This is a genomic window from Klebsiella planticola ATCC 33531 (genome assembly GCF_000735435.1).
Classification (GTDB): Bacteria; Pseudomonadota; Gammaproteobacteria; order Enterobacterales; family Enterobacteriaceae; genus Klebsiella; species Klebsiella planticola.
On the sequence record NZ_JMPP01000027.1, the window covers coordinates 57,466 to 71,764 of the forward strand.

Annotated in this window: 12 protein-coding genes; 6 read left to right on the top strand and 6 right to left on the bottom strand. The window is 55.1% G+C overall.

What is annotated here, in order from left to right; translation table 11 throughout:
• Positions 1–257: 257 nt before the first annotated feature.
• The 5 genes from GRPL_RS13055 to GRPL_RS13035 all read left to right on the top strand — a co-directional run bounded on the left by GRPL_RS13055 (position 258) and on the right by GRPL_RS13035 (position 4,767).
• Positions 258–755 (top strand): putative pterin-binding protein, encoded by a 498-nt coding sequence (locus tag GRPL_RS13055; protein ID WP_004864483.1) that lies wholly within the window; start codon positions 258–260, stop codon positions 753–755.
• A gap of 10 nt (positions 756–765) precedes the next feature.
• Positions 766–2,688, top strand: a complete 1,923-nt coding sequence (locus GRPL_RS13050; RefSeq protein WP_032686816.1) for a putative bifunctional diguanylate cyclase/phosphodiesterase — start codon at positions 766–768, stop codon at positions 2,686–2,688.
• Between the two features lie 208 nt (positions 2,689–2,896).
• Positions 2,897–3,229 (top strand): TehB family protein, encoded by a 333-nt coding sequence (locus GRPL_RS13045; protein ID WP_032686817.1) that lies wholly within the window; start codon positions 2,897–2,899, stop codon positions 3,227–3,229.
• Positions 3,230–3,239: 10 nt separating this feature from the next.
• Positions 3,240–3,578 carry a DUF1869 domain-containing protein gene (locus GRPL_RS13040; RefSeq protein ID WP_032686818.1) on the top strand — a complete coding sequence of 113 codons (339 nt, stop codon included), beginning with the start codon at positions 3,240–3,242 and terminating at the stop codon, positions 3,576–3,578.
• Positions 3,579–3,933: 355 nt separating this feature from the next.
• Entirely contained in the window at positions 3,934–4,767 is an 834-nt protein-coding gene (locus GRPL_RS13035; RefSeq protein WP_032695361.1) for a sugar phosphate isomerase/epimerase family protein, read from the top strand.
• Positions 4,768–4,823: 56 nt separating this feature from the next.
• Here GRPL_RS13035 and GRPL_RS13030 read toward each other — a convergent pair whose 3' ends face one another.
• Positions 4,824–5,987, bottom strand: coding sequence for a dihydrodipicolinate synthase family protein (locus GRPL_RS13030; protein WP_032699208.1), 1,164 nt, complete (start codon positions 5,985–5,987; stop codon positions 4,824–4,826).
• A 277-nt stretch (positions 5,988–6,264) separates the two neighbouring features.
• On the opposite strand from GRPL_RS13030, the gene GRPL_RS13025 reads away from it, so the two are divergent.
• Positions 6,265–7,398 carry an acyl-CoA dehydrogenase family protein gene (locus GRPL_RS13025; RefSeq protein ID WP_032686821.1) on the top strand — a complete coding sequence of 378 codons (1,134 nt, stop codon included), beginning with the start codon at positions 6,265–6,267 and terminating at the stop codon, positions 7,396–7,398.
• A 126-nt stretch (positions 7,399–7,524) separates the two neighbouring features.
• Here the strand turns inward: GRPL_RS13025 and GRPL_RS13020 are convergent, their stop codons facing one another.
• The 5 genes from GRPL_RS13020 to GRPL_RS13000 form a co-directional block, all read right to left on the bottom strand.
• Positions 7,525–9,186 (bottom strand): electron transfer flavoprotein-ubiquinone oxidoreductase, encoded by a 1,662-nt coding sequence (locus GRPL_RS13020; RefSeq protein ID WP_206615429.1) that lies wholly within the window; start codon positions 9,184–9,186, stop codon positions 7,525–7,527.
• Positions 9,187–9,210: 24 nt separating this feature from the next.
• Positions 9,211–10,140 carry an electron transfer flavoprotein subunit alpha/FixB family protein gene (locus tag GRPL_RS13015; protein WP_032695358.1) on the bottom strand — a complete coding sequence of 310 codons (930 nt, stop codon included), beginning with the start codon at positions 10,138–10,140 and terminating at the stop codon, positions 9,211–9,213.
• A gap of 1 nt (position 10,141) precedes the next feature.
• Complete coding sequence (locus GRPL_RS13010) at positions 10,142–10,891, bottom strand: electron transfer flavoprotein subunit beta/FixA family protein (RefSeq protein ID WP_032695357.1); 750 nt, start codon at positions 10,889–10,891, stop codon at positions 10,142–10,144.
• A 111-nt stretch (positions 10,892–11,002) separates the two neighbouring features.
• Positions 11,003–12,589 (bottom strand): GMC family oxidoreductase, encoded by a 1,587-nt coding sequence (locus GRPL_RS13005; protein WP_046852102.1) that lies wholly within the window; start codon positions 12,587–12,589, stop codon positions 11,003–11,005.
• A gap of 20 nt (positions 12,590–12,609) precedes the next feature.
• Positions 12,610–14,127, bottom strand: a complete 1,518-nt coding sequence (locus GRPL_RS13000) for an aldehyde dehydrogenase family protein (protein WP_032699209.1) — start codon at positions 14,125–14,127, stop codon at positions 12,610–12,612.
• Positions 14,128–14,299: the final 172 nt, after the last annotated feature.

Sequence of the window (14,299 nt, forward strand, 5' to 3'; positions counted from 1 at the left end):
GGAATGAGACGCAGTCTTAGCGGCGTCAGTACAAAGACTACCGCGCTCCAGGATGAGAGAAAAGATTTTTACCGAAAGTGCTGCCTTAATGGCAAAAAATGTGCTTTTTATCGTCAGGTGTAAACAAAGGTTCAGAGTGTTCTGGAAAGAGAAAATATTTTTAATCGAGAACCTCACAACCCGCTGCTGACGTCTTTTAAGAATTGACCTTAATGGTTTACAATTAACTTATCTCCAATTCCGGAATGGTGAGCTAAATGCGTCTACTTTTCGCAGTTTTATTTTGTGTTATGGTTTTGCCTAATGCTTTTGCAGAAAAACTGCCTGCCCCTACGGGGAAGCCCGTTTTAACCATTTCCGGCTTGATTGGAAATACAAATGCAGGCGATACCGCGGTTTTTGACCTGGCGGCATTAGAAAAACTGGGGATGGAGACTATTGTCACCACCACGCCCTGGTACTCAGGAAAAGTGCGTTTTGAGGGCGTTTCCCTTAGCAAACTCATGGATTTAGTCGGTGCCAGGGGCAAGACGGCCAAGGTCATTGCCTTAAACGACTATACGACGATGGTCCCGCTCGATGATTTTCGCCAGTTCCCTGTTATCCTCGCGCTAAAATTAAATGGCGAATATATGCACATCCGCGATAAAGGCCCTTTATTTATTGTTTATCCGTACGATAGCAGCCCTGAACTGCAAAACCAGGTTTATTATTCCCGTTCGGCGTGGCAAGTCTCAAAAATTATCATTGAGTAAGGGTTTGATCTTGAATCGAATACTTACCGGGATTATTTTGTCGCTGTTCATCATCACCGGATACATTACGTATCTGGTGCATGAGCGGCAAAGTGAGTTACAGAAATTAACCCGCTATACGGACTCCTGGTCAGTCGCCCAGATAGTTTCCGAGTATATGCGGCTGGAGTCGAGTTTAGGCGCATTCGCACTCGGCGTGGAGAGCGCGGACCGCGATCAGGTACGTCTGCGTCTCGATATTATGTTGAGCCAGATAGAGCTGTTGCAGCAGGGCGAACTGAAGAATTTTATTCATAAAGATGCCGGGCGCCAGGCCACCGTCGATAGTTTGATCGCTATTTTGCAGCAGCTCGATAGCGGGCTGGATAAAATGACACCTGCTCAGATTAAGGCGGTGTTAGGCAAGATGAGAGAGATTGACGGCCCGATGACCTCGCTTGCCTCCACCTCGCTGGTGCAGGGGATTGACGTTGTTAATCATACGCACGATAAAATTCAGAATCTGTATTACATCTATTCAATTATCTCCATCCTGTTGATTACAACCTGTATCACGTTGGGGCTGTTGATGCTGCGACAGAATAACAATCTGCGGCGTGCCCACGTGCGAATGAAGCTGCTGGCCGACGATCTGCAGCTGTCAAAAGAGAAACTGCAGGTGCAAAACCGCCGTCTGCAGTACGATGCCTACCATGACTCGCTGACCGGTATGCCTAACCGGCTCTCCTTCTGGCAAAAGCTGCAGGAAATTGTCAATCAGGTCAGGCCTTACGATGGCTGTGCCGTGGTGATGCTTTTCGACCTCGATAATTTTAAAGATGTAAACGATACGCTGGGCCACGATTCCGGCGATAAACTGCTGCAGGAACTGGCCAGCCGCCTGTCGTTTTTCCGTAAAACCGCGGAAACGCTCTATCGTCTGGGAGGCGATGAATTCGCCCTGATCTCCTGTGACCTGAGCGAAGAGATGGCGCTGGAACGGGCGATGGTGATCCGGGAAAAAATCATCCAGCCCTATCAAATCTATGACTCGATGATCAACATTGATGCCTGCATCGGCATCGTGCTTTCCGATCGCGAAACGCGCACCGATTATTTATATAAATGCGCCGATCTGGCGCTGTATGAGGCGAAAAAAGAGGGCGCAGGTACCGTCAAGGTGTTCCGTGCCGGCATGCTGCAACGTCTGCAGGAGAATAAATCGTTTGAGGATGACCTGCTGCAGGCGCTCGGTAATGGTGAATTCCGGGTTTATTACCAACCGATAGCCGACACGGTCAGCGGCGAAATTTACGGTTATGAAGCGCTGGTGCGCTGGTTCCATCCGGTACGCGGCGTGGTTCCGCCGAGCACCTTCATTCCGATTGCCGAGAAAACGGGCATGATAAACGCCCTCGGCGAGTGGGTGCTCAGCACCGCCTGCGAAGAGGCGGCGCGCTGGTCATCGCCGCTTAAGGTCTCGGTAAACGTGTCGCCTATTCAGTTGATTAACAGTTCGTTGACCGATGTGATTGTCAGCGTATTGAAAAAAACCGGCCTCGACCCGCATCGTCTGGATCTGGAAATTACCGAGTCGGATGTGTTCAATGAAAACACGCGCTCCTTAGAGATCCTCAGCCAACTGCGTGAGCTCGGGATTCAGATTTCGATTGATGATTTTGGTACCGGCTACTCGTCATTGTCGCGGCTGAGCTATTTCCCGTTCGATAAGATAAAAATCGATCGCTCGTTTGTGATTAATATTCCTCTGCAAAAAGACGATCTCGATATTGTGCGTCTGATCATCAGCATGGGGAAAAGTTTACATATGCGTATTGTCGCCGAAGGCGTCGAAACAGAAGAACAACTCCATTCGCTGCAACAATTAGGTTGCGATCTGGTTCAGGGTTATCTAATTGGTAAACCTGGCCCTCTGAACACACCGGCAAAATAAATTATCGCCTCTCCTGTCTTATCGCGGATCTGATTCACAGGTCCGTCCATTCTTATATTTCAAAAAACTAACCCTTATTGAGTATTAACAGGGGTAGAAACTTATCATCTTTAAAAATAATACCCTCAGTGATTAAAAGGGGTATATCATATGCAACATATTTCACCGTTCCCACCGCACGCAAGGGTGCGGAAAGCGAGGCCGAATCATGCAGCGAATTATTATTCCCACCCATTATGTTCATACGCGAACCACGCCCCTGTGGACGAAAGAGACGGCGCCCGCCTCTATCTGGCAGCGGCATCTTGATGCAGGAACGCGGCAGGGGGTCTATCCCCGTCTGGCTGTGATGCAGGGGGCTATCCGCTATTACGGCTATGCCGATGAGACCAGCCCGCAGCCGGTGGCAACGCTGACGATTGAAGCCGGACAGTTTGGCGTATTTCCGCCGGAGAAATGGCACCGAATTGAAGCATTGACTGAAGACACCGTCTTCAATGTGGATTTTTATGTCGATCCTCAAATTCTGATAGAGGGATAAGGCTGCACCTATGAACAACGAAAATAGAGGTTATTCCCTGGCTGTTGCTAACGGCAACAATAATGACAGGCAAGAGAAAGTCTATTTGAAGCCGATGGCGCTATATATTCCCGCCATGGCTGAGCAGGCGCTGGCAGAACTTGTTGCCCCGCTGTCCTCTGACAATACGCAGGGAAAGGGGTTCACGCTGTCGGTGACCAATAATAATAATGGCGTATCGGTGGATAAAGAGTTTGCCTCCCTGAATGAGCTGCAGGCGCCGGGCGTGGCTGCCGATGCCGTCAAAGATCTGATTAATATCGTGCGCGGTTATGAATCGGATGAAGAGACCAACGTCTGCGGCTGGTAGTTTACACGCGAAACATCGGGCAGACACCCTGGGTGTCTGCTTTCTTCACCGGCCAGCCATCTTAGCGGGTGATCTTGTCATTTCCGCGCTGACCTCTGTCATCTGAAAAGCCGTATCTGACGCTCCTTCGGATAGATTTTCGTACGACAAGCTTATGTTCCCGGTACGGTCCCGTCTCCTGCTGTTCCCTCGTTTTTATGCGCGTCTCTGTTTGTTTATATAACTAACTAGTTGGTTATGTGATTGTCGTCGTATTTACCCAACATATTAATTTATATAATGCTTTGTTGAGAAAGTTGATGCTCAATTTATCTGGTTTAACGTTTTTCAGGCATAAAACACTGAGGTCACACAGATGAGTCAACCCGACAGCCGTAAACTATCCCTCAATACCGCCACGGTGCGGCAGAAATGGAAACTTGATCAGATCATTGAAGGGTGCGCCCGGCATGAGATCCGTGGCATTGCGCCATGGCGCGATCAGGTGCAGGCGCTGGGGCTAAAAGAGTCTGCGCGTCTTATCCGCCATCATGACCTGCTGCTGAGCGGCTATTGCCGCGGCGGGATGTTTCCCGGTAGCACCCCGGAGGAACGCAGGGAAAAAGCGCTGGATAACCGACGGGCGGTGGACGAAGCGCTGGAGCTTGGCGCACCCTGCCTGGTGCTGGTGGTCGGAGGGCTGCCTGCGGGATCGAAAGATTTACTCGCCGCCAGGCAGCAGGTGCGCGATGGCCTGAGCGAGCTGCTGGACTATGCGCGCCCGCTCGGCATGCCGCTGGCGATCGAGCCCCTGCATCCAATGTACGCCGCCGAGCGCGCCTGCGTAAATACTCTGGCTCAGGCCAACGATCTTTGCGACGAATTAGGCGACGAGGGGCTGGGTATCGCCGTGGATCTCTATCACACCTGGTGGGATCCGCAGTTTCAGCAGCAGATTGAACGGGCCGGCGTCGAGCGGCTGTTGGCTTTTCATATTTGCGACTGGTTAGTGCCCACTACGGATATGCTGCTGGATCGCGGCATGATGGGGGACGGAGTTATCGACATCCGTAGCCATCGCCAGGCTATCGAGGCGCTGGGCTACACCGGTCTGCACGAAGTGGAGATCTTCTCCAGTAACAACTGGTGGCAGCGGGATCCGGATGAGGTGCTGGCCATCTGCAAGCAACGCCACCGCGAATTTGGCTAGGGGAGGGGGTTCCCAGAGCGGTTACTCTGGGAAATCAACGCCTCGTCTTATAATCCTCAGAGGCCATAAACCGTCAGCAGATTTTTCATTCGCCGGGTAGCCAGCTGCGGATTTTGCAACAGACCGGCCTGGTCCGCCAGGCGGAAAATCTCGGCATAGTGGCTAATCTCGCGTGCCGCCTGCATCCCGCCGGCCATCGAGAAATGGCTCTGGTGGCCGTTGAGCCACGCCAGAAATACAATGCCCGCTTTGTAATACTGCGTCGGCGCTTTAAAGATTTCCCGCGACAGGGCGACAGTGGGGTTCATCAGACGATAGTATTCCCCGCTATTGCCCTGCGCCAGTTCGTTGAGCGCCGCGGCGGCAACCGGGGCGATAGCGTCGAAAATACCTAACAGCGCATGCGAGTAATAGCCATCCTCTCCGGCAATCAGTTCGGGATAGTTGAAATCGTCGCCGGTGTACATTTTCACCTGCGAAGGCAGACGCTTACGGAAGGCGACCTCTTTTTCTTTACTCAGCAGCGAAATCTTAATCCCTTCCACTTTATCGACGTTGTTGGCGATGATCTCAAGCACGGTATCCGCGGCGGCGGCAAAATCCGTCGATCCCCAGTAGCCGGTTAGCGCCGGGTCAAACATCTCTCCCAGCCAGTGGAGAATAATTTTATCCTGGCTCTGTTCCAGCAGACGGTTATAGACGGCAAGATAATCCTGCGGCGTTTTGGCCACTTTGGCTAAGGCCCGGCTGGCCATCAAAATGATTTTGCCGTTATGTTTTTCGACCAGTTCCATCTGCTCTTCATAGGCCGCGATAACCTGTTCCAGCGTGGTGGCGTGGGCCGCCTCCAGCTGATCGGTTCCCACGCCGGCGGCAAGGTCGGCACCGGGTACGGTTTGCGCCTCTTGCAGCGAGCGGATAATCAGCTCTTTGGCGATCTCCCAGCTTACTCCCATTCCGCGCTGCGCGGTGTCCATTGCTTCGGCAATATTAAACCCCAGGCGCCAGAGATGGTGGCGATAGGCCAGAGTCGAGTCCCAGTCTATGCGCGGATTGTTCAGCCAGTCCGCCCCCTGATGCTGCGGGTCGATCACCACGTGGGCGGCGGCATAGGCGATACGGTTAAACGCGGGGGTGATAACCGTCGGGCGTTCTTCTGTGGTCACCAGCTGATAATCGGTGATAGTCCCTTGTAGGGTAGGCAGGTGAATGTTAAGCATACTGACTCCTTAGTTAAGTATCTGTTTAGTTACTTATAGGTGTACTTTTTGCCCACAGAAAAGTCAAGATACTCACGGCTAAAGTGATAAGCCGGGCAGCCAATGGTGAGCTGGCCGCTGCCTGTCATTGCAATATTTGTCGCCCAGTTAACAACAATTATTTAACAGGATTGACAACCATATTTATCCATTGTAGTAACTATCTGGTTATTTAATTAATGTGTTCGGGTGTCGTGAAAAACAGACGGCATGACTAATAGCTGGCAGGAGGATGACCATGTATTTGACTGAAACCCATCAACAGATCCGCGAGATGACCCGTAAGTTTGCCGACGAGGTCATTCGGCCTCAGGCGGAAGAGCTGGACAGAGAAGAGCGTTTTGCCGCGGAGATCTACCAACAAATGGGGGAACTGGGGCTGTTCGGTATCACCGTTCCGGAAGAGTACGGCGGCGTCGGACTGGATGCGGTTGCCTATGCCGTGGTGATGGAAGAACTGTCGCGCGGTTACGCCTCGATTGCCGATCAGTGCGGCCTGGTCGAGTTGCTGGGAACGCTGTTGTCAAAATACGGTGATGATGCGCAACGCGCCCAGTGGCTGCCGGGCCTGCTGAATGCATCGTTGAAAGGGGCCTACTGCATCACCGAAGCCGGGGCCGGTTCCGATGTTTCAGGGATTAAAACCACCGCGACCCGTACTGCGGATGGCTGGGTGCTGAACGGGAGTAAACTGTGGATCCATAATGCGCCGGTGGCCGATGTCGCTTTTGTGCTGGCGCGCACGGATAAAGATGCCGGTCACCGCGGTATGAGCATCTTTATTGTCGATTGCTCCCGCGACGGTGTCTCCCGTGGCCCGAAAGAGCATAAAATGGGTCAGCGCTCATCACAGGTGGGCGAACTGCATTTCAACCAGGTCAGGCTGCCGGCACAGGCGCTGCTGGGGCCGGAAAACCGCGGCTTCCACATTATGATGAGCGTGCTGAATAAAGGTCGGGTGGGCATCGGCGCGCTGGCGGTCGGCATTGCCCGCGCCGGGCTGGAAGCGGCGATCGCGTATGCGAAACAGCGCGAACAGTTCGGCAAACCGATTGCTGATTTCCAGGGCGTACAGTTTATGCTGGCGGATATCGCCAAAGACACCGAGGCTGCTCGCCTGCTGGTGCATAGCGCGGCCTATAAAATTGACACCGATGCGCCAGATACTTCGATTGCCTGCTCGATGGCGAAATGCTTTGCCGGCGATGTCGCGGTGCAGCACAGCGGAAATGCGGTGCAAATTTTTGGCGGCGGCGGCTATATTCGCGGCGTGGAGGTGGAACGCCTGTACCGCGATGCCAAGATAACTCAAATCTATGAAGGGACTAACCAGATTCAGCGCATGATTATCGGCCGCAATTTACTGGCGTAATCCCTATTGCCCGACAGAACAGGCACCCCAGACGGGGTGCTTTTTTTTGCCGGTAGCCGGCATATGGTGGGAAGGGGGCAGAACGCAGGCACAGAAAACCCCGGCGCTGCCGGGGCGGAAAACAGATCACATATTCGGGTAGTTGGGGCCGCAGCCCCCTTCGGGCACCGTCCAGACGATATTCTGCAGAGGATCTTTGATGTCGCAGGTTTTACAGTGCACGCAGTTTTGCGCATTAATCTGTAATTTTGGCTTTCCGGCAAGGGTGATGATTTCATAAACGCCCGCCGGGCAATAACGCTGCGCCGGTTCAGCAAAACGCGGCAGCGTTTCTCGTACCGACAGCTCGGGGTCTTTTAACTTGAGATGGCAGGGCTGATCTTCATCGTGCGCCGTGTTCGCCAGATAGACGGAGGAGGGCTTATCAAAGCTCAGCTGGTTATCCGGTTTGGGATAGTGAATGACGGCGCTTTGTTCCGCTGTCTGCAGCTGTAAGTGATCCGCTTTGCGGTCATGCAGCGTGAACGGTAGCTTGCCTTTAAACCAGTTCTGATCGATATAGTTAAGCGCCCCGCCTGCCAGCGTACCAAAACGGTGCAGCAGCGGGCCAAAGTTACGTGACTGGCGTAGCTCTTCCCCGAGCCATGATTCATGAAACGCCTGCGCAAAATCCGCAAGGTCCCGTTTGTCATCGGGGGGTTGTCTCAGCGCCCGATAGACCGATTCCGCGGCCAGCATCCCGCTTTTCATCGCCGTGTGGCTGCCCTTAATTTTAGCGAAATTGAGCGTTCCCGCATCGCAGCCAATCAGCAGCCCGCCGGGGAAATGCATTTTGGGCAGCGCGTTGATGCCCCCTTTGGTGATGGCGCGCGCGCCGTAGGAGAGACGTTTTCCGCCGCTTAAGGTTGCACGGAATGCCGGGTGGTGTTTCATGCGCTGAAACTCATCGAACGGGCTTAAATAAGGGTTACGGTAGTTGAGATCGACAATCAACCCGACGACCACCTGGTTATTCCCGGTGTGGTACAGAAAACTCCCCCCCGACGCACCTTCGCTAAGCGGCCAGCCGGAAGCGTGGATGACCTCTCCGGGACGACTTTTTTCCGGCGCGATCTCCCACAGCTCTTTAATACCCAGCGCGTAGTGCTGCGGATCCCGGCCGGCATCAAGGTGATAATTCGCGATCAGCTGTTTGCCCAGATGACCGCGGCAGCCCTCGGCGAACAGCGTATATTTCGCCAGCAGGTTCATACCTGGGGTAAAACCGGGTTTTTCTTCTCCCTGGGCATTGAGCCCCATATCGCCGGTGGTGATACCGGCGACGGCGCCAGCATCGTCATACAGGATGCTGGCGGCGGCAAAACCGGGGAAGATATCTACCCCCATTGCTTCTGCCTGGCGGGCCAGCCAGCGGCAAAAATCCCCCAGGCTAATGACGTAATTGCCCGCGTTATGCATTGGGGCAGGGATTAAAGCCGCCGGGATCTTCCACGCTTTTTCGCCATCGCGCAGCAGCAAGAGTTCATCTTGCGTCACGGGGGTGTTCAGCGGCGCGCCGAGCGACTGCCAGTCGGGAAAGAGTTCATTGAGCGCCCGGGGTTCGAACAGGGCTCCGGAAAGAATATGCGCGCCAACTTCAGCCCCTTTTTCAATCACGCAAACGCTCAGCTGACGTTGCTCCTGCTGCGCCATTTGCATCAACCGGCAGGCTGCCGATAGCCCGGCGGGCCCTCCACCGACAATGAGGACGTCAAATTCCATCGTTTCACGTTCCACCATAACCTCCATCTTCAGTTGCCTGCCCCTTGCTCATCACAGTTTCGCCACCAGCTGCGGTACTATCTCAAACAGATCGCCCACCAGGCTGTAGTCGGCGATTTTGAAAATTGGCGCTTCTTCGTCACTGTTGATCGCCACGATGACTTTGGCATTGCTCATCCCGGCCAGGTGCTGAATTGCGCCGGAAATCCCCACCGCGATATACAGATCCGGCGCGACAATTTTACCGGTCTGTCCAACCTGCAGATCGTTGGCGACCATGCCGGCATCGACCGCCGCGCGCGATGCGCCGACGGCGCCGTGCAGTTTGTCGGCAAGCTGTTCGATCAGGGCAAAGTTTTCGCGGCTGCCCAGCGCACGGCCGCCGGAAACCACCACGCGGGCGGTAGCAAGCTGCGGACGATCGGATTGCGCCAGCTCTTCGTGAATAAAGCGGGATAGCGGCTGGCGATCGACGCCGGCTACCGGCTCAATCGGCGCGGCGGATTCGCTTTCTTGCGCTGCCGGGAAGCTGGAGGCGCGCAGGGTCATGACCACCTGCGGGTCGAGACTTTCGACGGTGGCGATTGCGCTGCCCGCATAAATGGGACGTTTGAAGACCCTGGGGCCGACCACCGCAATCACGTCGGAGATTTGTGCGACGTCGGCGAGGGCCGCCACGCGCGGCAGGATGTTTTTCCCGTTTGCGCTGGCGACGGCGAGCAGATGGCTGTAATCCCCGCGGAGCGAGAGCATCAGTGCGGCGACGTTTTCGGCCAGCTGATGTTTAAAGGCGCTATCGTCGGCGAGCAGCACTTTCGCCACCCCGGCAATGCGCGCCGCCTGTTCCGCCACCGGGCGGCAGTTTTCGCCCGCCACCAGCAGGGTCACCTCGCCACCCAGCTCCCGGGCGGCGCTGACCGCGTTTCTGGTTACCGCGTTGAGCTGGTTATTGTCATGTTCGACAAGGAGTAAAGTAGCCATATCAAATCACCTTCGCTTCGTTTTTCAGCTTGTTCAACAGTTCATCCACACTCCCGACACGCACGCCGGCTTCGCGCACTGGCGGAGTTTCGACTTTTAACAAGGTCGTGTGCGGGCGTAGCTCAAGACCAAATTCCTCCACCGGCAGGATGCTGAGCGGTTTCTTTTTGGCTTTCATCATGTTGGGCAGGGAGGTATAGCGCGGCTGATTAAGGCGCAGGTCGGTGGTGACCACCGCCGGCAGCGTCAGCGACACGGTCTGCAGGCCGCCGTCAATTTCACGGGTGACCATCGCCTGACCATGCTCAATACGCAGCTCGGCGGCAAACGTTCCCTGCGGATAACCGCACAGCGCGGCTAGCATTTGTCCGGTCTGGTTATTGTCGCCATCGATGGACTGTTTCCCCATCAGGATTAACGACGGCTGCTCCCGTTCGACCACTTTCGCCAGCAGCTTTGCCAGGTTGAGCGGTTCGAGGGACGAAGGGGTCGCGATGAGCAATCCACGGTCGGCTCCCATCGCCAGCGCGCTGCGCAGCTGCTCCTGGGCCACTTCTTCACCGATGGTGACCACCACAATCTCGCTGGCGATGCCGAGCTCTTTCAGGCGAATGGCTTCTTCAACCGCAATTTCACAGAACGGGTTGAGCGCCATTTTGGCGTTGGTCAGATCAACCTGGCTGCCATCGTTTCGTACGCGGATCTTAACGTTATGATCGACAACGCGTTTTACGGGGACGAGAACTTTCATCGTTACCTCTCGGGATGTTGACATGTCTTTCTGGTCTTAAGTAAATAACTATTTAGTTATTTATTCAACCGGTTTTTGCCCATGAAAACGAACATGGGCGACAATTTGTGATCAGTGCGACGCGATAATCAGATCGCTGGCTTTCTCGGCGATCATAATGGTGGGGGCATTGGTGTTGGAGCTGACCAGATCGGGCATCACCGATGAGTCCACCACGCGCAGCCCTTCAATACCGCGAACGCGCAATTGGGTATCGACCACCGACATCTCGTCGACGCCCATTTTGCAGGTGCCCACCGGGTGATAGCAGGTGCGCGCAAACTGGCGGATGTAGTTTTCCAGATCTTTATCGCTTTGCGCCTCCTGTCCCGGCATATGCTCGCGGCGAATATAGGGCGAGAAGGCGCTTTGTTGCATGATATCGCGCATCAGCTTGCAGCCTTCGACACTCATTTTTAGATCGTAAGGATCGCTGAGATAGTTCGGGTCAATAAGCGGAGCCTCGCTGGCGTTTGCCGAGCGTAATGTTACCCGACCGCGGCTGCGCGGACGCAGGAAGTAGCTGTTAATCGTCACGCCGGAGCCGGAAGGCACCGGTTCGATACCGGCTTCCACCCCGGCGCCCGCCAGGAAGTGAATTTGCGTATCGGGATTGACGGACTGTTTATCGGCATACCAGAACGCGCCGCCTTCGACGATGTTTGAACACACCGGCCCTTTGCGGAACAGCAGATACTCCAGCCCGGCCCACAGCATCCAGTGCGTCTTCTTGTACTTGTCATAGCTCAGCGCGTTGCCGAGCTCAAAGATCAGGTCGATACCCAGATGGTCCTGCAGGTTTTCCCCGACGCCCGGGAGATCGGCGACCACCGGAATGCCTTTTTTACTCAGCTCATCGGCGGCGCCAATGCCCGAAAGCTGCAGCAGTTTCGGAGAACCAATGGCTCCGGCGCTGACGATGACTTCACGGCTGGCATGTAGTCGTTGCGGTTTGCCATCCTGATAGATCTCTACGCCGACGGCGCGCTGGTTATCGATAAGCAGCCGGGAAATATGGCAGCCGGTCTTAATCGTGAGATTGCTCCGCTGGCGCGCGTCTTTCAGATAGCCCACCGCCGCAGAACAGCGACGGGCGTTGCGCGTGGTGGTCTGATACAGACCGCAGCCGGCCTGGGTCGCGCCGTTGAAGTCGGGATTATAGGGCAGTCCCGCCTGCTGGCAGGCTTTACTGAAGGTTTTGCTCATCAGATTGGCGCCGATTGGACTGGAGACCCCGAGCGGGCCGCCGACGCCGTGCCAGGCGTCGGAAAAGGTGTCGTTATCTTCGGATTTAATAAAATAGCGCTGAATATCGGCAAATGACCAACCGTCGCAGCCCTTTTCCGCCGCCCAGCGGTCATAGTCCGCCGGCGTGCCGCGGGTGAACACTTCGGCGTTGATAGAACTCCCGCCTCCCAGCACTCGCCCCTGGGCAAACAGCAGCTCACGATTGCCGAGCTGGGGCTGTGGTACCGTTTTATAACCCCAGGTCAGCGGCCCGGCGGTGAGTTTGCTAAAGCCAACCGGTAAATGGATATAGGGGTTACTGTCCTTCGGGCCGGCCTCAACCAGCAGCACTTTGCAGTCGGCGTTTTCGCTTAAGCGCGACGCAAGGACGCTGCCCGCCGAACCGCCGCCAATAATAATGTAGTCGTACATGTCTGATCCTCGCCCCAACATCACTCAGCGAGCCATTTAGCGCGCTTGCCCAACTGGATATGTACGGATTTAATCTCGGTATATTCATCCAGACCATAGCTGCCGCTTTCGCGCCCGATACCGGACTGTTTAAAGCCGCCGGAAGGGAGCTCAGGGCCGCCGGCGATAGTGGTATTCACCCACAGTCTGCCCGCTTTCAGATCGCGGAAGCCCTGGACCGCTTTATCCAGATTCGACGTCCAGATGCTGGCCGCCAGCCCGTAGCAGGTGTCATTGGCAATGCCGATCGCCTCTTCATAGCTGTCGAATGGGGTGACGCAGAGCACCGGGCCGAAGATCTCTTCGCGGAAAATGGTCATTTCCGGGGTCACATCATCGAAAATGGTGGGTTCGATAAACAGCCCATTCCCGGCGGCAACCGCGTTGCCGCCGGTGAGCAGGGTGGCACCCTCATTTTTTCCCTGTTCGATATAGCCGAGCACGGTCTGGTAGTGCTTCTCAGTAATAATCGCGCCAATCTGGGTGTTTTCATTCAGCGGATCGCCGCTGCGTACTTTCTGCGCGCGTTCAACCAGCTTCTGGCAGAAATCCTTATGGATAGAACGTTCAACCAGTAAACGACTGCCACTGACGCAGCACTGCCCGGTATTGAACAGGAAGCCAAACAGCGTACCGTCCAACGCGGCGTCAATATCGGCATCGGCAAAAACCACCTGCGGATTCTTACCACCCAGCTCCAGACCAAGGCGTTTGATATTTTTTGCCGACGCGTGCAGCGCCATCTGGCCGACGGCGGTGGATCCGGTGAAAGAGACCATATCGATATCAGCATGTTCGGTGATCCGTTGGCCGACGACCGAACCGCTGCCGGTGACCACGTTAAATACGCCGTCGGGCAGTCCGGCCTCTTTAAGAATGCCGGCCAGCAGCAGAGTCGTACCGGATGTGATCTCGGCGGCTTTCGCCACCAGCGTACAGCCGGCGGCCAGAATATAGGGGTAGCGTTCTGCGCCAATAAAGAAAGGGAAGTTCCACGGCGTGATGACGCCGACGACGCCGATGGGTTCGCGCGTCACCAGGCCCAGCATGTTGTCGCCGAGATTATTAAAGCTGTCGCCATTGACGCTGCGCGCCAGGCCGGCGGCATATTCCCAGATATCGGCCGCGCCCTGGATCTCGCCGCGCGACTGGGCGACAGGCTTACCGGTTTCCAGCGTTTCCAGCAGCGCCAGTTCCGCCAGGTTCTCGCGAATGAGCTGGGCGGTTTTCAGCAATACCGCCGCACGCGCCGCGCCGCTAATGCGCGACCATTTTCCGCAATCAAAGGCGTCTCTGGCTGCCTTTACCGCCTCATCAACGTCTTCAACTGTCCCCGCCGGATAGGTGCTAACGACAATATCGTGGGCCGGGCTTTTACGGACAAAACTTTCGCTGCTGTGGCCCGTGGTCCATTTGCCATTGATGAACATCTGAAATTCACGCGCTTTTTCAGGCAGCAAAGGGTGGTTAACGTCTACAGGGTGAAATGTATTACTCATCGTCCTCTTCCCATCGTTCATAGCCTTCCTTACCGGTCGGTAAGAGCCAGCGAGTGATCGTTGTCATCCTGTCCGATGCATTTTTAGATGCCGACAAGATGGGTTGGTTGTGTTTGATTTTAACTTTATGTTTTATAAGTATAATGTTGTTTATATATAACTATATGGTTAC